The organism is Lactobacillus sp. XV31L, assembly GCF_059900865.1.
In genome coordinates, this window is sequence record NZ_JBWXGC010000001.1 from 80,171 (window position 1) to 101,136 (window position 20,966).

Sequence of the window (20,966 nt, forward strand, 5' to 3'; positions counted from 1 at the left end):
TTAGTTTCCTTCTATTCTTTTGTTACTCGTTGCTCGCTTGAGCGGGATGCTTGTCTTGAAGCTAGTTCCACTTGCACTAGTGATAATCTTCAACTTGCTGCTGCTGCCATATAGACCTTCCAGTCGACGATTAAGGTTGTACAAGGCTGTGCCACTGCCTTGAGATTCACTAATTGGCTCTTGCCCCAACCGGTCAATAATACCCGTTGGAATGCCGCTGCCATTATCGCTAACCTTAATTTCCAGGTCCTTGTCTTTTTGGCTCAAGTTGATAACAATTTTGTTGCCTGTTTTTCTGCCCTTAAAGGCATGGCGAATTGCATTTTCAACGAAGACTTGTAGGCAAAAAGATGGTATCAGCGTGTCTTCTGGAACGGTAATCTGGTAATCAACCATGAACTTGTTGGGAAAGCGCAGACTTTCGATGCCCGTATAAGCCTTGACGTACCGCTTCTCCTGCTCGAGCGTAATCTCCTTGGCTTGGCCGTTCTTAAGGCTTGACCTAAAGAAGGTGCTGAGCTCCATTAGGGCTTCATGAGCCTTATCCACATCAACACGCATGAGGGCACCGATTGTGTTAATGGCATTAAAGAAAAAGTGGGGATTGATTTGTACTTGTAGGGCTCGTATTTCAGCTTCATTCACCAAACTCGTCTGCTGTTCAGCAATCCCAATTGCAAGCTGCCCAGAAAAAATCATCGCCAACCCGCGAACCAAGTTTTCTTCTACCACTGTCATCTTGCGGTCTGCACAAAAGTAGAGCTTGAGGGCACCGATTGTCTCATTGTTCACTTGCAAGGGACAGACAATTGCGGACATTAATGGGCAACTTTCATGAGGACAACCAATCTCTTCTTGACTATAAGCCCGCTTTTCTTTACCAGTAGTAATCACCGTCTTGGATAAGTCAGTGATGACTGGCGAACCAGCAATATGGTGGTCTTGACCGGCCCCTACATGGGCAAGAACATTGACGCGGTCAGTCAAGCCAACCGCATCAAAGTTGGTATATTTCTTAATAATATGACAAACATGACCGGCTGAGTCAAGGTCAAGGCCATGACGAAAGTAAGGCAGCGTCTTATTGGTTAGCTCCAGAACGTCCTTGGTTTGAACCGCCCGCAATTGGCGCTCGTTAGACAGGTAGGTCCGGAGAATTTCGATAAACAAGCACGACCCGACCGTGTTCAATAAGACCATTGGTACTAAGACCAGCTTAACCAGGCCGATGCCGCGAAAAGCAAAGATAAAGACCATTTGAATAAGTTCGGCTAATAGTGACAAAATTGCCACCCAAAGCGTTGATGGATACAAGTTGCTACTCTTTACGCGGTCACCCCAAACCCCTACCAAGTAACCGATTAAAACAGAACTCACAATGTAGAAGTAGTCTGAAAAGCCACTAAAAAACACCCGGTGCAAGCCACCAACTAAACCTACTAGCATCCCCACATATGGTCCAGCAGTCAAGCTAGCAGTCGTAATTACTAAAACACGGGTATTAGCAATCGAATCAGACTGCGGCATCCCAGTAATAATTAAAGGTGCCACTACTTCCTTAGAGCTGGAGATTTCAACGCCTGTTAAATTGGCAATGATTACAAATACTGAAAAAATGACAAATAGCCACATCTGTGATTTTAGTGTTCGCTCTTCAATCAAGCTCCTAAAAAAGCGCATATTAACTAGTAAGAAGGCTAAAATCATGATAATCCCAAGACGTTCAGCAAGTAAAACAAATAGATTAACCACGACAAACTCCGTTCTTGTAATTCATTTTATATTATTTCCTTTTTAATGTTTTAATTTAACATATATTTTAGCTTGCTTGCCAGAATTGGCCTTTTAACTGCTCAAATCAAGACCTCAACTGCTCTGAAAAGCCACTAAAAATAAAGCAAAAATTCCCAACCGAAATGATTGGGAATTAATCTGATATTGGTTATAGCGTGCAGTCCTATTCTGCTTCTTGATCAATAGGCTTCTTCCACATACCAAGAATTACACCAGCAACTATTGAACCGATGATGGTGGCAACAAAGTAAAGCACAATGTGGTTGGCAAGAGGCGATACCCATAAGCCGCCGTGTGGGGCTGGAACACTAATGCGCCACATTCCAACTAGGGCACCACCAACAGCAGAACCAAAGATGCATGAAGGCAGCACATGACCGGCATCAGCAGCTGCAAATGGGATTGCACCTTCGGTAATGAAGGAAAAGCCCAAAATCCAGTTGGTAACACCTGCGCGCCGTTCATCTTCAGTAAACTTGTTCTTAAAGAAGGCTGTACTAATCGCTGTGGCAAAGGCAGGAACCATGCCACCCACCATAACTGCAGCCATCATAACGCCTGCAACGGTTGAATGCGGGTCATTGGCAAAGGCACCTGAAGCAAAGACGTAAGCGGCTTTATTGAACGGTCCACCCATGTCAATGGACATCATAGCTGCCAGAATAGTAGTTAAGACAACCAAGTTGCCTGTACCCATCTGGTTTAAGAAGTTGGTAATTGCCAAGTTAATCGTACTGAAGACTGGATTAACAATGTAGTACATGATGAGGGCAATGAAGAGTAGGCTCAAGATTGGATAGATGAGCATCGGCTTCATCCCTTCAAGCGACTTCGGCAATTTGGCAAAGACCTTCTTCAACCCCAAAACTAGGTAACCAGCAATAAATCCTGAAGCAAGTCCGCCCAGAAAGCCAGCTGGCGACTTGGCGTTAGCAAAGACATTAGCCACATAGGCACCGCCATATGCACCGGTATAAACAGTGGCCATGAAGCCGCCGACAAAACCAGGCATAAGGGCGGGCAAATCACCAATAGACTCAGCAATGTAGCCAGACAGAATTGGCACCATGAAGGCAAAGGCCATATTACCAGCATTGTTGAGGAAAATGAAGGCAGGTGACTTAGGACCACCAGCATAATTTTCCACAATGAAGGAAATCGCCATTAAGATGCCGCCACCGATAACAAAGGGCAGCATGTGGGACACGCCATTCATCAAGTCCTGGTAGATTGACCCCCAGACCCCCTTCTTAGTGTCGTCGCTGGACTTAGCTGCTTGACCATCAGCATGGTAGACACTGGTATCGTCGTCCAGGATCTTGCCGATCAATTCGTCTGGCTTGTTGATCCCGTCAACAACTGGCCGGGCAACTAACGGCTTGCCATCAAAGCGGGGCATGTCAACCTTCTTGTCAGAAGCAATGACCACGCCTTGGGCCCGCTTGATTTCATCAGCAGTTAACTTGTCCTTAACTCCTTCAGACCCATTGGTTTCGATTCGAACTTCAACGCCGCGCTTTTTGCCTGCCTTAATCAGAGCCTCTTGGGCCATGTAAGTATGGGCAATACCGTTAATGCAGGCAGTAACGCCGACAATTAAAGGCTTATCGCTATTAGTAGTTTGCGCTGCCTGTGACTTTTCTGCCTTCTTGTCTGCATCATTTTTTTGTTCGGCCTCTTCAAAGAGCTGAATTACCTCTTCTGGCGTCTTAGCCTTTTTAAGGGCTGCAACTAAGTCAGGATTGATTAGAAGCCCGGACAACTTGGCCAAAGCTTCTAGGTGCGTGTTGTCTGCGCCAGCCGGTGCTGTAATCATAAAGAACAAGTGAGCTGGTTGTCCGTCTAGCGAATTATAGTCAATCCCCTGGCTGCTCTTGGCAAAAAGGACACGGGCCTTATTAATTGCCTTATTGCGGGCATGTGGCATGGCAATTCCATCGCCAATACCTGTAGTTGACTCATTTTCACGAGCCCAAATGGACTTGATGAATTCTTGTTCATCGTTAACAATGCCCGTCTTAACTTCCAGATCTGCCATTTCTTGGATGGCATCTTCCTTATTAGTCGCCTTGAGCGCCATGATCATGGATTCGGGAGCTAGTATATCTTTAATTCTCATTTCTATTCCTTCTTCAATTACAAAACTTCTTCTACGTTGATTTGTGGTAAAACAGCTTCAATCTGGCCTTTGACTGCTATGTCCTTGGTAAAGGCAGTAGCAGCCCCACAGGCCATGCCCAACCGGAAACTCTCAACGGGGTCACCAGTCTGCACATAGGTCCCAACAAAACCAGCAATCATGGAGTCACCAGCTCCAACTGAGTTGACAACGGTGCCTACTGCAGCCTTTGCGTGGTAACAGTGGTCTGCAGTAATCAAGTAGCCGCCTTGGCCCGCCATTGAAACCAAAACATTCTGGGCCCCGCGTTCAAGGAGCTTGCGGGCTGCTGCCAACATTTCTTCACTAGATTTAAAGCTAGTCTGGAAAAGGTCAGCCAGTTCGTGGTGGTTGGGCTTGATAACTAATGGCTGGTAGGTCAACGTATCAAGCAAGGCCTGCCCAGTAGTATCGACTACAAAATCGGCGCCAGCTGCCCTAATTGCCGGCAGCAATTCCTTGTAAAAGTCTACCGGCAAGCTTGGCGCCAATGACCCGCTAAGGACCACAATATCGCCTTTTTCAAGGTCATCAAGACGACTTTTGAAAGCAGCAATTTCTTCTTTGCTAATGTCAGGACCGGCTGCATTGATTTCCGTTTCCTCTTGCGCGTGCACCTTAACGTTAACACGCGTATCATCTGCAATAGTCACAAAGTCATTGACGATGTGGGCCTGGTTCAGCTGGCGGACCAACTCCTTGCCGGTAAAGCCGCCAATAAAGCCCCAAGCTGTGTTGTCAATACTTAATTGGTCGAGGATGCGGGATACGTTGATGCCCTTGCCCCCAGCCAAAAAAGAACAATTATCGCTGCGGTTAACATTGCCGCGGTCGACACGGTCTAACTGAATTACGTAATCCAAAGCAGGATTTACAGTAACTGTATATATCATTCACTTTACCTCTTTTAAATCAATTTTTGCTGGCAGCAGCTTCTTCTGCCGGCCACCAAGCACCGTGGTAACCAGACTGCAACTCTTCAAGCTGCCAAACACCGCAAAGCTGCGTTCACCCACCTTGGACGCATCAGTCAGAACGTAGGCGTGGTCACAACGAGCAATCGCTGTTTTTTTAATGGCCGCTTCCTCTGGATCAGGTGTAGTCAGGCTGCCCTGGTAGTCAATGCCATTGGTTCCGACAAAGGCGGCCGCAAAGTTCATGCTCTGCAGCTGCTCAAGAGCAGATTGGCCCACTACAGCATGGGTGTCTTCTTTGATTTTTCCACCCAGCAAGATAGTCTTCAGCCCATGCCCAAGTGCAGTTAGGGCCGTCTCAAGTCCATTGGTCACAACTGTTACATGGGAGATAGCAGACAAGAATGGTACCATCTCATAAGTCGTTGTACCTGCATCGATAAAAAGATAGTCATTCGCATGTACAAAATGCTGCACGGCGTAACGGGCAACCCTAAGCTTATCATCATGGTTCATAGTGAAGCGGACATGTTGGGAAACATCATGCGCAAAATTCTTTACCGACTGGGCACCGCCATGGATACGTTTTAGTAGTCCTTGCTTCTCCATTTGGATCAAGTCGCGACGAATTGTTGATTCCGAAGTTTTCGTAATTGTGCACAAGTCGCTGACACGGCACCAATCATGCTGGTTAACGTAGTCTTCAACTAATTTGTGGCGCTTTTGCGTTAGCATGTTTCCTCACCTCCACCAGTATTTTATGCGCTTATTTAGCAAAAATCAATCATTTTCACTCATAAATATTCAATTTCATTCAAAATAATTCATATCCAACCACCACCCAAGTTGAAAGCGTTATCTGTTTTGTTTGCATTTTTTCATTTGTGGTAGAATTTACTAGTATTAGTCAAAAGCAAGAAAGGTCGATCATAGTTATAATGGTAGAAAACAAACCAACAGAGGTACGCCACCACCTATCCGCGCGCCACCACATGAAGATCCACTGGAAGGATTTTTATAAAAGTTCTGACGATACCCTGATCAAGGACATCACCTTGGTCGAAAAAGGGTCACTAGTCGGGCGAATTGGCATCATGCTGCTGGAGTGTGGAACGGGGGCTTGGCGCGTCCGGGACTCAATGAACACGGTGGCTCGTGCTTTAAATATCACCTGTTCAGCTGATATTGGTCTTGTTACCATTGAATATACCTGCTTTGACATCGACAATAAGTCCTATTCGCAAACTCTCTCTTTGCCCACTACGGGCGTCAACATGAACAAGCTAAACAAATTGGAGGACTTTATCCGCCAGTTTGATGGCAAAAAAGATACTTGGACCATCGGAAATGTCCACTACCAGTTAAACCAAATCGAGCAGCACACGCAGAGCTACTCGCTCATTGTCCTCGCTTTGAGCGCAGGGCTTGCCTGTGCCGGCTTCATCTTCTTGCTTGGAGGCGGGCTGCCAGAAATGATTTGCACCTTTTTTGGTGCAGCTATTGGCAATTATGTTCGCGAGTTGATGGGTAAACACAAGATCACCCTGGTGGCCAAGATCGCCGTAGGCGTTGCTGTTTCTTGTGCTGTTTACTTTTTATGTATTCACTTAGGTGAAAGATTTGGTGGTTGGGAGCACCAGCATGCATACGGGTATATTGGTGCAATGCTCTATGTTATTCCAGGCTTTCCCTTTATCACTTCAGGCCTGGACATGTCCAAACTTGATATGCGGTCTGGTCTTGAACGACTTTCCTATGCCATTTTAGTTGTCATGATCGCCACGATGGTAGGCTGGGGCATGGCAACCCTGTTTAGTCTTTCACCAGGTGCCATTCCCAAGTTGGACCTAAGCCCGTTATTATTGACCAGCTTCCGCCTGCTGGCCAGTTTCTGCGGCGTCTTTGGCTTTTCTATCATGTTCAATGCTACGCCTGCAATGGCAACTGTTGCAGCACTGATTGGGGCACTGTCCAACACTTTGCGACTTAGCTTGGTTGACTTCAACCACCTGCCTGCTGCTTTAGCCGCCTTCATTGGAGCGCTGCTTGCTGGTCTTATTGCCAGCTTTGTCCGCGATCGCGTGGGCTTTCCCCGTATCGCAATCACAGTACCCGCAATCGTCATTATGGTCCCAGGCCTTTACATGTACCGGGCCGTCTTCAACTTCGGTGTAACCAATATTAATATCGGCGCATACTGGATTATGAATGCACTAATGATTATTACGGCACTGCCGATTGGCCTGTTAACTGCCCGCATCCTAACCGATGCCAAGTGGCGGCATGCAGACTAGGGTTTTACAAATAAGCTTTAAAGCACTTGGTGACAGATTGTCTGCTGTCAGTAAGTGCTTTTTTGCTGTCAAGCAGCCATTTCCAAGGCGGTCACCTATATTAGATGAGTTTTTTAATTAACAAAGCTTTAAAACATGGGATAATACATAGTAAGAGGTGGAAATGTTGAATAATAAAAAGCCGCAATTAGTGCGTGATTCATACTTTAGTCCTGGCCATTGGGGCTTAAAAATTGGACAAACCATAGTGGCAATAATTGGTTGGCTGGGCGTTCTGTTCCCATTTCTCTGGGTCTTATTGCCCATGTGGTGGCCCGCAGCCGGCCGCAGACTTAGGATTGCCCACTATCAGGATGAAGTTCATTTATTGCAATCACTAGCAGTGTTTTTCCTAGTTTATTTTATTTTTATCCTGCTCTTTTACTATGGAGTGACATTATGGAATAACCGCCGCTTTAAAACCACCCTTGACAAGTACGCAGTCTTTGACCAGGAAAAATTGCACAGGCGTCAGCAAGTCACCGAACAGGCCTGGGAGAAGCGCTTTGGTCCGATTAAAAAAAGACAGCAAGCACGTTTTTACAGCGTTCGACCTGACCAGAACTTAGATACCCATTTTACGCAAGATTTATTTAAAGAACATGAGGTTTAGCGATGAACCCTTTTTGGCAGTCTAGTAGCTCTATTTTAAATTTAGCCTTTTTAATCTTAATTTCTTACCCCATCTTAGGCGGTCTTGCCTGGTTTGTGGGCGTTTTGTGCTACAAGTACATTTTTAAGCACCAGCAGCGCCAATGGGTTGAGATTCCACCAGAGGTCGAGCCCTTTGTAACCATCATGATTCCAGCCCACAATGAAGAAGTCACAATTGAAGCGACCGTTGACTACCTCATGAATCAGATCAATTACACAAATTATGAGATTTTGGTTATTGATGATTACTCAACCGACCAAACGCCGGTAATCTTAAGCAAATTGCAAGCAAAGTATCCCAAATTAAGAGTGATTCATATCGAAAAAAACAGGGGCAAGGCACACGCCTTTAACATCGGTCTTGCCTTTGCCCGCGGCGAACTCATTCTTAGCAACGATGCCGATACCATTCCTGAACCAGATGCCTTGAAGAAGTATGTCAACTACTTCATTCGTCAGGATGCCAGAAATATAGCAGCTGTGACGGCCAACATGGATGTCCAAAACCGCTCAAAACTAATTGCCAAGTCACAAACGGTTGAATTTTCAAGCATTGTCGGGATCATTAAACGAACTGAAACCGGCGTTTTTGGTGGGATTTATGCCTATAGCGGCGCCAACACCATGTACCGCAAGAGTGCCCTGATTGATGTGGGGCTCTTTCGCCAAGACCGGGCAACTGAAGACATAAGCGTTGCTTGGGATCAACAAATCAACGGTTGGCTGGCTGACTTTGCTCCGGATATCATGTTTTATATGAATGTGCCCGAAACCGCCAAAAGTCTCTACCAGCAGCGTAAGCGCTGGGCCAAGGGCGGAACCGAAGTTTGGCTGACCAACTTTAGTAAAATCATCCGCCATCCTTTTGAAAATATTGGCCGCACCTTGATGTTTATCGACCAATCTTTTAGTATTATCTGGTCCTTTTTCTTCTGGCTTTCAACAATCTACTTTGTAGGGCTGAGTGCCAGCTTGCTGGTTAGTCACAAGTACACATCGCTAATTCACTTGCTAACGATTGCACTGGTATTTGTTTGCTTTGAAATGATTGCCGGTGCTTTGCAATTGACTGCCTCCCTACTGATCGATGAAGGTGGACACAAGCTGTCCTACATTTTATTTGCCCCGCTTTATATGCTTTGGTGGTGGATCATTAATGCATTAACAATTGTCACCACCTTCATCCCTGCCGTCAAAACCATCCAAGGCCACGGTTCAGGGACCTGGGTTAGTCCTGATCGCAAGGCTGGCTAAAGTAAGTTTGTGGCATTTCAAAGGGCTGCAATTTTTTTAGCAAAACCTATTTCTCAGACCAACCAAAAAAGGAGTTGAATAATAATTCAACTCCTTTTAGCATATATTTTTCTTTACACGATAGTTTTTAAGTTATCATACTTATCGTGTATATCGTTAATAGTTTAGTATGCCCCATAGTACCCTAAGTAAGAAAACAGCAGGATATTGTTTTGAATTTAAAACATCAAATACGACATTTTTGATAATTTTTATTATAACCACGTTATAACTTAATATATATAAATTATTTGAGTTAGGAGTTATAAAATCATGGACGTTTTTGCAAAGAACAAGAATTATCGAAAATTTACAATCGCCAGTTTTCTATCTGGTGCAGGCAATATTTTGTTTTACTTGGCACTTATTACTTATGCAAGTAAATCAAAAAATTATGCCTTAGCTATTTCACTAATTTCAATTTCAGAATCAGTACCTCAAATTCTTCAGGTTTTTAGTGGATATTTAGCTGACCGTACCAAAAATAAATTCAAATTAATGGTTTGGTTAGCCGTTATACGCTTTGGACTCTATCTAATCGTCGGCTTGCTTTTTGCCAGCGGCTTTGCTGGTTGGAATCTAGTTTTAGCTGTTATTGGTATTAACTTAGTATCAGATATTGCTGGTTCATACTCTGGCGGACTGCAAATGCCGTTAATCGTTGATATTGTCGGCAATGACGAGCTTGCCGAAGCCGAAGGATTTCAAAGTGGTATCAATGGCATTATCAACATAATTGCCCAATTCATTGGATCTGGTTTATTACTTTTCATGTCTTATTCCAGTCTAGCAATCTTCAATGCCTTAACATTTCTAGCAGCAGGTGCACTTTTTGCCAGTGTTGGTCGTGACTATTACAAGACCCACCCTCAGGAAGAAACTGCTCAAGTTAATGAACAAGGATTCTTTAAAACAATTAGTTCGTCATTCAAACAAGTAAAAAAGGCAAATGGCTTGTTAACAGTTGTTTTAGTGATTGCCTTATTAAATGGCGTTTTAGGAACAATTGAACCTTTAATTTCAATCGTAGTTGCTGGTAATAAGTCTTCTATGGTCATTGGAACATATAGTTTTACGATTGCTCTGATAGGTGGCGTAATGACTGCTGGTGTAGCACTCGGCAGTATTGTAGGAACTAAATTGCTCAAAAATATGTCTTTATTTACTGTAGCAATCATTTCAACGATTTTAAGTGCTGCAGTTATTGGTACAATGCTTATTAAAAATATTTTTATTTGTTTGCCTGTCATGGCAAGTCTTGCCGCATTATTGGTACGGCTAGCCCCAAACTAACACAGTGGCTGGTTGGAGCAGTTGATCAAGATATTTTGTCATCAACTATGGGAATGCTTAACACGATTTTAGTAGTGACTGCGCCGATTATGACGACTATTTTTACTACAATTACTGCTTCGTTCAGTATTACCATCGCATTAGCACTGTTAGGTGTAACTTGTTTAATGGTTTTAGCAATAATAGTAAGGGTGGTTTATTCTATTAATAAAAAAATAAAATTGCAGCATAACTAGAAATAAATTGATACAATTTAACCGTCCTTAATTTATACCAATACAACTTGATATAATGTACATTAAACAAAGTAGCGCCAAACAGCGGCTGCATGAGGTATGACAATCGAGGCATTTCTGTATTAGAATAGTGAATTACTGAACCAGCAGAAGGAAACTGTACTCGAGCAATTTGCTTAGTCCACCCATTAGTGCCCTTTTTAGTACCAACAAACCATGACCGTGATCTATTAGCATATTCCCAGGTTTGAGTATGGCCACCAGCAGTATTACCACCTGAACCATATAAAACAACTTGTGGAGTCTTGTTCAAGTAACCTGTTGAACGAGAACCTCGTGTTATATAGGTGTTTGTTTGACCATTAAGCAGTTGTAAAGCATAGATATTGCTTGCAGTTACATTGCCTTTTGAACTACTACGTTATAAGCATTTGACAGTTCCCGTAGTAGGGAAACACTAGGATATTTTTTTCTCAATCTTTAACTATTAAGTTTACTTACTAGGAACTGGTATTTGTGGACCTGCAAGGTATTTTACATCTGATGCTTTTACAAAATCACCACCACCATTTATAACTTGATAAAATAGTTCTTCCTTATTGTTATCAAGACTAGTTATTCTCACAGCTTTTACTATTCTTATCATATCTCCCTTTTGACCAAAATGAGTCATCTTCAGACCGTTCTCATCATAATATGGTGCATCTTTTATAAAATACACTTGAGTAAAAATACTGTAAAAGGGCATTTGTTGTCTCACGCTGTTCTTAATATCATAATCGCAAATAAATTCATCTGTATCTTTTATACGATATAAGTTACGCACACCAGTAGGCGTACCAAGGTCTACCCCAAATTCACCTCTAGTAGTAGTCATATCAAGGATTAGTGGCCACTCTTTAAAGTCTTAGGCAGTAATTGTCCATGACCATTATAAAGTGGAATTTTTCCAGACCTAGACCAAGCTTTTGTGGTTATCTTAGTTTGATTGGTATAAAGCCAATTACCATTAATCGACTGAACATTCACAGACTTAATATAGCCACCATGACCAATGCTGAAGTATTCTTTACCTTTAATCATCTTATAGGGTAAATAAAACCAGTTCCAGTCATCATCATGAAATGAATAACGCTTAACATCTGGATTATCTATTGCTTCAACTGTTCCAGCATACTTAACTTCTGAGCCATTCTTAAGTAAACCATTGCCACCACGGTAAGAATATCTTTTTTGGTCCTTCTTGTTATAAACACGGGTTTTGTGATTTAACTTTAGCTATTGTTATTCTTTATGGAAATATTTTTGCTAGTTTATTTTGCTTAGCAATATTAGGATTTTTGGCTGGTATAGTAAGCCCCAAATTATTACAGTGGATTGTTACTACTGTCGATCATAAAATTTTATCTTCATCTGTTGGTCTGTTAAATACAATTTTAGTGATGGCAGGTCCTTTCACGAAAGCTGATTGGACTTCCTAAGATAGCGCGCTATCAAAGCGTTTATACTTGCTAGAATAAACTTACCATGAGCAACTCATCAGCAAAGATCAAGAAATTGCGCGCCTGCACGATACCCTTGATCAGACCCAGAAATTGCTTGATCAATCACAGCAATTACAACTAATGGCCGAGAAAAAAGTCGCAGAACTTAAAAAATTTTAGCCCGTCCTGCAAAAGAAAAAGACCACCAAAAATCATGGTGGTCAAAACTATTTTGATTACTTGATTATTTAAACTTTCAATGCTACATAGTAATAAAACTTATGTATTATATTAGATAAACAAAGTAATCGTTTTTGTTACCAAATTAGCCCATGTTGGAGACATACCAACACTACGACATGCTGAATAAATCATATGCTCTGAAGTTCCTGTATAATGATCAATTGCATGTATAAAACCAGCAAGACTTCCACCAAAATACTTTTTAATCTTATTTTTAATAGGTTTTGGTATTTTATGCCATATTTTTGCTACAGCTTTTGCTACTTTAGTGACACCAATTCGGGTATCTACTTTAGGGGCTTGTTCGGCAAGATATACAATATCCTTATCCGAAAGCTCTTTTAAATCTTCATCAGTAAACTGATTTACTTGCTTTAAAACCACTTTTGCATTTGCTAGATCTTGTGGGGTAAACACTACATTTTCTGATGGATCATATTCAGTATTTTGCTGAGAAACTTGTTCAATGTCATCACTATCATTAGTTGCGGCAAACACTGAATTAGCAGGAATAGCTAAAGTTTGACCGAGAACTAATAGACTTCCACCTAATGCTGTATATTTTAAAAATTTATTTTTCTTCATAATGTATACCTCTAAAATCAATTATTTTCTTTTACTTTTTAACAACTCTAAAACAATTATTATTACTTGTTGAATAAACCAAAGTAATACCGAATAAATAGATATAATACCCAGTAAAATATTTTCCCCATCTAAGTAATATAAAACTATAAAGACGAAGAACATCGTTAAATAAATACGTTCCGTATAAATTACAACTTTGTGATCAACTAAGTAATCTGTTTCAGAAGAAGTTGATTTTTCATTTTTACTTGTGGGACATAATGCCACTGCTAACGTTAATAGTCCTATTATTATTTCTTTTGGACTACGCCAAGGAGAAAAATCTTTTATCGCAATTATTATCAATATAATACCTATTGAAATAGAAAAAATTTTACTAAGTTTTATTTTCATAATCTAAACCTATAGAATTAACGATATGAATTGGTAAGCGAGCCAATAGATCTACCATTTTTATTCCCTCTCCATGCTATTTTATCAATTTAAAATTCAATTATTTTTGCCTAAACTTTATAAGTAATCCATCTAAATAGCTTACATACTTATTAGTATCATTAATTTGCATAATATGATTTCCTTCACGGAAAAATAATAATGATTGGTAAGCGACGTAACAAATCATCCATGATCGGTAACCTCCTAATTCAATTGCACATTTCTATTCGTTTATGAATTTAGTATACGTTTTAAAAACAAGTAAAATAAAAAATGGCGTACTCGACAATTTTTAGTCAAATAGGCCATTTTTAGTTTTTTTGTATAAATTCTTTTAATTGTTCACTATATTCTTCCATTCCAATCAAATTAAAAAAATCAATTATAATCTTACAATCTCCCTTCCCATTTTTTTGTGGCTGATAATGACTAGTAATTAAGCTCTTAAAAAAAGCTATCGCACCTCGGTAAAATGTCAAATCGGGATTTATATCAATTTGCTGAGCAGCTTCAATAAAAAATATTGTTTCATCATATCTATCTGCTTTAATGCAAAACATTAGTAAATTACTGATAATACTCAAAATCGCCTTTTGAACGGCTATGTCACTATCATTTTTAAAATGATTAATTAATCTTTTTGAAAGCATTAAATTGCTATCGAGATCATAAAAACTCATGAAATTGCAGTAAAGATACAAATTATCTCGATCAAAGTCTGAAATATTAAACAGGCGATTCTTAATTTGGGCTTTAGTTTGCTCATCTAAACCTGTAAAATCGTCATCTAGCAGTGCTATATAACCTGTAGTAAAAGCAAGTTGCTCATCTTTATCAGGCAAGTCACTGCTGCTTATTATTTGACGGATTTGTTTCAGTTCTATCTTTGAATGATGATAGAATGCTTCTATTATTTGACCAATTATTTCTTTTTTGAATTCATAATTATTTTTATCTTTTTTATCCAGCTTTTTAAAAAAATCTATTGCTAATATTTTATTGTAATGAAGTAACGCAAGTAAATCTTCTACAGTTATCCGATGGATATTTTTCTCAACTTTGGCATAAAAGGAAGGACTTATTATATTTCCTACCCACTGCTTCTGTGTTTTCATTTGTTCTACCCGATACTTTTTCAGCAGTTCACCAATATTCATTTTTATTACCTCTTTATGATTGCTATCTCAAATATATTTTACTCCGCTTTAATCCACCTATACCAATACAACTTAATATAATGTGCATTAACCGAAGTAGCGCCAAACAGGGGCTACATAAGGCTGAAAAACGCGCGTTAAAATACCTTTCATACGATCCAGCATTTTAAAATGTTTTTTATCTTTAATTTTTATTAATGTCGGAACACTTTCAAACTTTTATTTTTTGCGTTCCTCTTTCAAAAAATTGTCACTACCAGTATTTTCGGTGTTAATGTAATAAACATTTATTTGCCTTTTTCATAATTATTCCTTCCTTATATAATTATGTTAGTTGACTCTAGTATAAATTTGTAATATTGTTTTAATAAATAAAAAGTTTAAAACTTTCATTTTACTTATAGAATGTTTGCAGCAACAACTACCCAACAGTATTATAGGGGCTCTGATTGCTTATCCAGATTTATCAGGTGTTGTCCAGGTTAAAATTGTAGATAAAAATTACTTAGCACAATCCTTAAAGCATACCCACCTTAAAGTGACTGTAGAAGATGGACAATCTGCATCGGATAAGGTTAATTCATTTGCTAAGAATCATCCAAGCGAATTTACTTATGAAAATCCACTTCTGAGGAAAACTAAACATCATATTGCTTGTTCGTGGACAATGGCTGGCGCAGGTACAGCTACCAGTATTGCATGAGTACTCGGAGCTGCTGCCGGTGTTGGAGCAGGATTAGTTGGAGCTGCTCTAGGAGCTATTTGAACAGGTGGATGTCTTGCCTGTTAGTACGTAATAATGGAATAAAATAATGAAAAAGTTAGCTAATAAATATTTTTTAACGATTATGTTTTTCCTGATAACATCAGTCGTTAGCCTCAATCCGATTTTCACTCATTCAAGGTCTGGCAGAATTTGGGGCGCTTGGAGGATTGCAATTTCTATGTTTACAATGTTTGCCAACGAATATTTAACTAATCACGCTAAAGTTAATGTTAGCAACAGAAAGTTAAAAGTTATAGCTGGAATTATCTTTAAGTTGTCTAGAAGCCCAAAAAGTAGAATAAATATAAGATTAGATCTTGGCAATATCAAAGGAGCTCAATAATAATGACAAAAAACAAGCCTACGATGAGAGAACAGCTGTTAACAGATCATGCTTATAAATATGGATGGCTTATTGCACTATGCGAACTCTTGCTAGTTTTAATTTTACCGCTTTTCAAGCTTATGGATTTAAGTGTTGGCGTTTTAAGTTTCCATCTTCTAAGTTTAATGGATTTGTTTACCACATTGTTTCAGCGTAAACATATTAACTTTATTCTAAGTTTGTTTTTAGGCTTGTTAGTGGCTCTAATAATTTGTACTATTTTATTTATTTATATTTTTATCCATAAATCTAGGTAAGGCTGAACGTGCATGCAAGTTAGCTACTTGTGCAACGCTGGAGCGATCCAATTGGATCGCTTTTTTGCTGCCTACTTTTAAAAGCAGCAGTTTTCTTTAGCGGAATATGCAGATAAACAAAAAGCTAGTCACAAGGACTAGCCAGACTCTAGGTCATTTAATTTGTTAAAAGTTTGGCGAGCATCAATCGCTTCGCTTCTTTCTTTATTATAGGGCAACATCTGGCAAAAAGCGAGCACATTCGTAGGTATGGGCACGATTTCTTTTCTAACACAAAACAAGAGTAGGGAAACCTACTCTTGTTTGTATACTATTTATTGTCCGCAATAGCCTTAACCGCATTTCGACCTGAGAAAATACAGTAACCTGCGTGAGTGCCCGGAATGTTGACACCGTAAGTGTCACCATAAAGAACTGCAGAACCATCTCCGCCTGTTGCATAAAGACCTTTGATTGGCCGGCCTTTTTCATCAAGCACTTCATTATTAGTGTTGACGCGCAGACCATCACCGGTGGTGTAGGCGCCAACCCCCAGCTCAATGGCATAAAATGGTCCGTCGCCGTCAACGGGCAACATGTACTTGGCTGGCTTGTGGAAGTCAGTATCTTCGCCGTTTTCTGCCATCTCGTTATAGTGCTTAACGTAATCAACTAGGTTCGGCGTGTCGATATCTTGGGCTAGCTCTTTTAGGCTGGCTGCCTTGTGCAGGTATTCATGACCTTCTTGCTCAGCCTTTTTGATGTCATCGCGCAGACTTGGATAGCGGTCTTCTGGGACAAAGGGTTTCATTGATCGTGGGAAAGATTTATCCGTAAAGTCATCCAAAATCTTCTGACTAAAGATGCAGAAGACCCGATCCTGCCGGTTCATGGCATTGCCTTCGTTGGCCCAATTCACCACGCAAGCACTCTCATCAACAAAGCGCTCACCCAGTTCGTTGACCCACATTTGAGGCTGATCACAAACTGAACTCCAAATAGCAGTGCCCCAGAGCTTGAATGATGGAATTTTCTTGCTCTTAAGCTGACCACCAAACATCATGGCCATGCCGGTAAAGTACTTTTTGGCGCCCAGATTCCAAGCTAAACGCAGTCCATCACCGGTGTTCTTGCCAGAGTTGACTGGGATAATGTTGTCTGGATTCTGGTGGGGTGTTGACTCCAAGAGTTTTTGGTCATTCAAGTAGCCACCTGTTGCTAAAACAACATTTTGGGCTATAACAACTTGCTCACTCTTGTTCACAACGTCAGTCAAAGTTACCTGGTAAGAGCGGTCAGCTGCTTGTTTTAAAGCAGTAACTCGGGTCAAAGTGACCACCTCTAGCCCCTTGCTCATAGCGTAAGGCTCAAGACCTTGGTGGATGGCATCGTGACCCTTACCCTTGAACAAGTGCCAAGTTTTAGCACCTGCTCCAAGACCTGAAAGAACCCAGAACTTAACGCCGCGATTTTCAAGCCAGGAAACATTCTTGCCAGCCTGGTCGATGTATTTTTGCCACATTTTCCCATCAGCCTTATAGTGCGAATACGTTAATTCTTCATCCAGCAAGTCTTTTTTGTCAATGACCGCATTTTCCTGTTGTTGCATAACCGAATCAGCGGCAAACACGCCTTCAACGTAATTGCCCGTGCCACCAGTGGTCTTGCCCTTCTCAACCAAGAGTGTTTTTAAGTTGTTGTCGACTGCTTCAGCAGCGGCCGCAAAGCCGGCCAGGCCAGCGCCAACGATTACAACATCATATTTTTCTTGCATTATCATCTTTCTCCTTTAGCAAAAAAGCATGTCCAACTTTTGGATTGGTCCATGCCTCTTAATTCTACTTGCCTTCTTTAGCAGTTTCAGCTGCATCAATCCCAGCCAAACGACCAGAAATATATGCAAAGCCCAAAGTTCCACCTTCAAAGTCAACGTAGGCCTTACCATACATACCAGAGGCGTCAGCACCAGTTACGTAAAGGTTGGGAACTGGTTCACCTGCTGGTGTTAAAGCGTGCATCTTCTCGTCAATGGTTGCACCGCCAAGCGTACCCAGATTGCGAGCAATAAACTTAACCGCATAGAAGGGACCCTTTTCAACTGGCACCATCCGCTTGGTATCGGAGAAGAAGAGGTCATCCTCACCCTTTTTCTTGGCTTCGTTATATTGGATAACAGACTTCTTCAAGTTCTCCTTGTCAACGCCCATCTTCTCGGCCAATTCTTCAATTGTCTTGCCAATGAAGACTACTGGCGTTTTTTCCAGCTTGTTCAATAGGCTTGGGAAGTCCATCTTCTCTTGCTCGCGCTTGATCGCATCATCCGTATCGCTCGGATAGTTGAATTCCATGTAGAATTGACGGCGATTCTTCCACTTGCTGTAGTGTTCTTCAATCGCTGCCGTACCGCCTTCCTTGATCTTGTCAAGGCCGGCCTGGTCCCAAATCACGTATTCAGTTTGCTGCGGCTGCTCTGACAGTTCTGCACCGTGAACAGCAAAGTCCAGAGCATGAGTTTCACTAGCATACCGCTGACCGCGGTTATTAACCCGCAAGTTCGGGAAGTTAGCCAATCCGTTCAAGGCCATCCAGTTTGGTCCAACCAACTTAGCCATTTCAGCTACATCCTGGTCCTTGAAAGTTTGCCAGAAGTAGTGCGTTGATCCGTTAATATGGTGGGCAGTTCCAGCCTTCCAAGCCATGTTCAAGCCATCACCAGTATTTTGCAAAACTTGGCCGGGTGTATTAACATCACCCAAGTATTCCCTGCGCATCTCTGGGTTGCCACCAAAGCCACCAGTAGCAATGATAACCTTCTTAGCATTTACTTGCAGTTCCTGATCATCGCCTTGGGCAACTAGACCAACGACCTTGCCGTCTGCATCTGTCAGCAGTTTTTTAACTGCAAAACCAAAGTACATCTGGCCGCCAATCGACTTGAACTTCTCAATCAAGTTAGTAATAGCCTTGGTGCCACCTTCTTGGTAGCCGTGCAAGGTTGCCGGCATACCGATATGGTCATAGCTGCCACCTGTTCCGGCATCCATCAACTTCATGATGGCACCATTTTCATTAAGCCAGTCAACAGTCTTACCTGACTCATCAATAATGCGGCGTACTAAGATTGAGTTCATGTAGCCTTGTGAAGCATCCATGTATTCTTCGTAAAGCCATTTTTTAGAAACAACCCGGTTTTGGTCCTTTTGTTGTTGACTATCAGCGGCAAACATTCCGCCAGCAAAAGTTCCTGCACCAAGTGGTGAAATGGTCTTTTCTAACAGGGCAACGCTTGCGCCATGTTGACGAGCTGCCAGTGCCGCTGCTGCACCGGCTGATCCAGCACCGACCACAGCTACATCAACGTCAAGCGTCTTTTGGCTGGCAGCAGTATTCTGCGCACCGTTTTCCTTCAAGGCTGCAAGGTCAACATCTGCCTTGCCTAAAGCTTCTTTAACGCCCTCAATAATACCGCGGGAAGTTTCTGAAGCACCAGAAACGACATCAACATCAACTGACTGGTGGTCAAGAATCTTTTGCGCCATCTTCTTGAAGGCATTGTCATTCAAGCTGTCTGGTGCATATTGGTCCAACGGCTTAATGTCAGCAATTTGGTCAGGAGTCACCTCAACTTCAAGGTTGATTCGGCCCTCCTTGCCTTGGCCTGAACCAGTGTACTTGCCTGGTTTAGTAGTAATCTTTTGGGTCATGATCAAATTCCTTTCAAATAATAAATCAATATTTAAGCTATTCACTTATCTAGCGCGACGTCGTGCTTCGTTGGCGTCTGGTAGAATTGCAACAAAAATTATCGTTATTGCAAGAATTAGTCCCTGAATAATAAATGTCAGCGCATAATTCCTGCCTGCAATTGCGGAAATAATTACGGGAACGCAGTATGAGAATAATAGTGATACTGTTCCTACCAAACCACCAGCAGAACCGGCATGCTTGGGCCCAATTTCTGGGAAGGTAATTGGCAAAGCCTGCATCACTGGACCTGTCATGGCACCTGTTAATCCACCAAGGATTAACGCAACTGTCAGTGGCATGCCTAACGGGATGTACCAAGTTGCTGCCATTAAAAGCCCACTAATAAGAGTAATTATAATCATCAATGGCTTAGCCTTCTTGGCCTTGTTGATAATTGCAGGACCAAAGAATGAACCACACATACTACCAACTGTGGCAATAGCCGCAATCATGCTGGCGCCCGCAGGAGTCATTCCCCGAGCAGCAAAGGCTTGTGGCATAATACCTGAGAAAGCTTCACTAGCACCCATGGCACAACCAACAGAGACAGCTACAATCCAGGTCTTCTTACTGTGAATAGCTGCCTTTAAGAAGTCAAGCGAAGATTCAGACTTTTCTTGTTTAAGAACTTCTGGTGGTACTTCCTCACCAACTGGCGTTTCTCTCACAAAGAGAATCCAGCAAATGGCTAAAACAAGTAAGAGGGTTGAAGAAAAGATGTAAGCTGCCTTAACACTTGGGAAGAAGTGACTTGTCAGTTGTGACAACATAATCCCAACACTGGCACTGGCAAAGAAGACACCCATTGCAAAATTAGTATCCTGCTTAAACCAAGTTCCGAAAATCTTCATCGTGTTGGCATTAAGCAAAGCCATATAAACGCCAAAGAGCAAGAGCATGATCATCATTGATGCAAAGTTAGTGGCAATCAAGCGGCCATAAGCTCCCAGAACAGAAATAATCAAGCCAACTGTAACGATTTTCTTAGCACCAAACTTATCAGCCAGAGAACCCGCAGGAATACTGAGGAAGACGGCCACTAACATTGGGGCCATCAACAAACTTGAAAATTGTGCTGGCGAAATGTGTAGGGCTGGCATGATTTGTATTGCCAGAGCCGAAATTTGAAATTGAATATAACTACTGGTTGCGTCAAGCAAAGCGGCAATCGCTAAAATGACCCACCTGTAGCTCGAAAGCTTAGGCATTTGTCTTTCATCCATAATATAAAAACTCCTTTTTAAAGATAA

General features: G+C 41.6%; 18 protein-coding genes and 2 pseudogenes. 7 read left to right on the forward strand and 13 right to left on the reverse strand.

From position 1 onward, the window contains the following. The 4 genes from AC2JF7_RS00395 to AC2JF7_RS00410 form a co-directional block, all read right to left on the reverse strand. Positions 1 to 1,707: a LytS/YhcK type 5TM receptor domain-containing protein gene (locus tag AC2JF7_RS00395; protein WP_500726376.1), complete on the reverse strand. Its 1,707-nt coding sequence runs from the start codon at positions 1,705 to 1,707 to the stop codon at positions 1 to 3. Positions 1,708 to 1,957: 250 nt separating this feature from the next. Next, complete coding sequence (locus tag AC2JF7_RS00400) at positions 1,958 to 3,913, reverse strand: PTS fructose transporter subunit IIABC (protein WP_500725985.1); 1,956 nt, start codon at positions 3,911 to 3,913, stop codon at positions 1,958 to 1,960. A 17-nt stretch (positions 3,914 to 3,930) separates the two neighbouring features. Beyond that, positions 3,931 to 4,845, reverse strand: a complete 915-nt coding sequence (gene pfkB, locus AC2JF7_RS00405; RefSeq protein WP_500725987.1) for a 1-phosphofructokinase — start codon at positions 4,843 to 4,845, stop codon at positions 3,931 to 3,933. Continuing rightward, positions 4,846 to 5,601 carry a DeoR/GlpR family DNA-binding transcription regulator gene (locus AC2JF7_RS00410; RefSeq protein ID WP_500725989.1) on the reverse strand — a complete coding sequence of 252 codons (756 nt, stop codon included), beginning with the start codon at positions 5,599 to 5,601 and terminating at the stop codon, positions 4,846 to 4,848. It lies immediately after the preceding gene. Positions 5,602 to 5,804: 203 nt separating this feature from the next. Between AC2JF7_RS00410 and AC2JF7_RS00415 the strand changes: the two genes are divergently transcribed. The 4 genes and pseudogenes from AC2JF7_RS00415 (at position 5,805) to AC2JF7_RS00430 (ending at position 10,675) form a co-directional block, all read left to right on the forward strand. Then, on the forward strand, positions 5,805 to 7,160 hold the full coding sequence (locus tag AC2JF7_RS00415; RefSeq protein WP_500725991.1) for a threonine/serine exporter family protein: 1,356 nt from the start codon (positions 5,805 to 5,807) through the stop codon (positions 7,158 to 7,160). Positions 7,161 to 7,323: 163 nt separating this feature from the next. Next, positions 7,324 to 7,812 carry a cell division protein gene (locus AC2JF7_RS00420; protein ID WP_500725993.1) on the forward strand — a complete coding sequence of 163 codons (489 nt, stop codon included), beginning with the start codon at positions 7,324 to 7,326 and terminating at the stop codon, positions 7,810 to 7,812. A gap of 2 nt (positions 7,813 to 7,814) precedes the next feature. Further along, positions 7,815 to 9,107, forward strand: coding sequence for a glycosyltransferase family 2 protein (locus AC2JF7_RS00425; RefSeq protein WP_500725995.1), 1,293 nt, complete (start codon positions 7,815 to 7,817; stop codon positions 9,105 to 9,107). Positions 9,108 to 9,419: 312 nt separating this feature from the next. Next, positions 9,420 to 10,675, forward strand: a pseudogene (locus tag AC2JF7_RS00430) (MFS transporter). On the opposite strand, the pseudogene AC2JF7_RS00435 reads toward AC2JF7_RS00430, so the two are convergent. The 6 genes and pseudogenes from AC2JF7_RS00435 to AC2JF7_RS00460 form a co-directional block, all read right to left on the reverse strand. Beyond that, a pseudogene (locus AC2JF7_RS00435) lies at positions 10,644 to 11,075 on the reverse strand (helveticin J family class III bacteriocin); the annotation flags it as partial. The pseudogenes AC2JF7_RS00430 and AC2JF7_RS00435 sit on opposite strands and share 32 nt — an antisense overlap. 93 nt (positions 11,076 to 11,168) lie before the next feature. Next, entirely contained in the window at positions 11,169 to 11,552 is a 384-nt protein-coding gene (locus AC2JF7_RS00440; RefSeq protein ID WP_500725997.1) for a hypothetical protein, read from the reverse strand. Positions 11,553 to 11,560: 8 nt separating this feature from the next. After that, a complete protein-coding gene (locus tag AC2JF7_RS00445; protein ID WP_500725999.1) occupies positions 11,561 to 11,758 on the reverse strand; it encodes a hypothetical protein in 198 nt (65 codons plus the stop codon). A 692-nt stretch (positions 11,759 to 12,450) separates the two neighbouring features. Further along, positions 12,451 to 12,987, reverse strand: a complete 537-nt coding sequence (locus tag AC2JF7_RS00450) for a hypothetical protein (protein ID WP_500726001.1) — start codon at positions 12,985 to 12,987, stop codon at positions 12,451 to 12,453. Positions 12,988 to 13,008: 21 nt separating this feature from the next. Next, positions 13,009 to 13,383 (reverse strand): hypothetical protein, encoded by a 375-nt coding sequence (locus AC2JF7_RS00455; RefSeq protein WP_500726003.1) that lies wholly within the window; start codon positions 13,381 to 13,383, stop codon positions 13,009 to 13,011. A 353-nt stretch (positions 13,384 to 13,736) separates the two neighbouring features. Beyond that, positions 13,737 to 14,582 carry an Rgg family transcriptional regulator gene (locus AC2JF7_RS00460; protein WP_500726004.1) on the reverse strand — a complete coding sequence of 282 codons (846 nt, stop codon included), beginning with the start codon at positions 14,580 to 14,582 and terminating at the stop codon, positions 13,737 to 13,739. A gap of 409 nt (positions 14,583 to 14,991) precedes the next feature. On the opposite strand from AC2JF7_RS00460, the gene AC2JF7_RS00465 reads away from it, so the two are divergent. The 3 genes from AC2JF7_RS00465 (at position 14,992) to AC2JF7_RS00475 (ending at position 15,990) form a co-directional block, all read left to right on the forward strand. After that, positions 14,992 to 15,285 carry a hypothetical protein gene (locus AC2JF7_RS00465; protein WP_500726006.1) on the forward strand — a complete coding sequence of 98 codons (294 nt, stop codon included), beginning with the start codon at positions 14,992 to 14,994 and terminating at the stop codon, positions 15,283 to 15,285. A gap of 109 nt (positions 15,286 to 15,394) precedes the next feature. After that, entirely contained in the window at positions 15,395 to 15,691 is a 297-nt protein-coding gene (locus AC2JF7_RS00470; protein WP_500726007.1) for a hypothetical protein, read from the forward strand. A 2-nt stretch (positions 15,692 to 15,693) separates the two neighbouring features. Next, positions 15,694 to 15,990 carry a hypothetical protein gene (locus tag AC2JF7_RS00475; protein ID WP_500726009.1) on the forward strand — a complete coding sequence of 99 codons (297 nt, stop codon included), beginning with the start codon at positions 15,694 to 15,696 and terminating at the stop codon, positions 15,988 to 15,990. Positions 15,991 to 16,300: 310 nt separating this feature from the next. Here AC2JF7_RS00475 and vprA read toward each other — a convergent pair whose 3' ends face one another. The 3 genes from vprA to AC2JF7_RS00490 form a co-directional block, all read right to left on the reverse strand. After that, positions 16,301 to 17,743 (reverse strand): vinyl phenol reductase, encoded by a 1,443-nt coding sequence (vprA, locus tag AC2JF7_RS00480; protein WP_500726011.1) that lies wholly within the window; start codon positions 17,741 to 17,743, stop codon positions 16,301 to 16,303. Positions 17,744 to 17,807: 64 nt separating this feature from the next. After that, positions 17,808 to 19,673 (reverse strand): FAD-dependent oxidoreductase, encoded by a 1,866-nt coding sequence (locus tag AC2JF7_RS00485; RefSeq protein WP_500726013.1) that lies wholly within the window; start codon positions 19,671 to 19,673, stop codon positions 17,808 to 17,810. Positions 19,674 to 19,718: 45 nt separating this feature from the next. Then, complete coding sequence (locus AC2JF7_RS00490; RefSeq protein ID WP_500726015.1) at positions 19,719 to 20,939, reverse strand: MFS transporter; 1,221 nt, start codon at positions 20,937 to 20,939, stop codon at positions 19,719 to 19,721. Between the last annotated feature and the right edge of the window lie 27 nt (positions 20,940 to 20,966).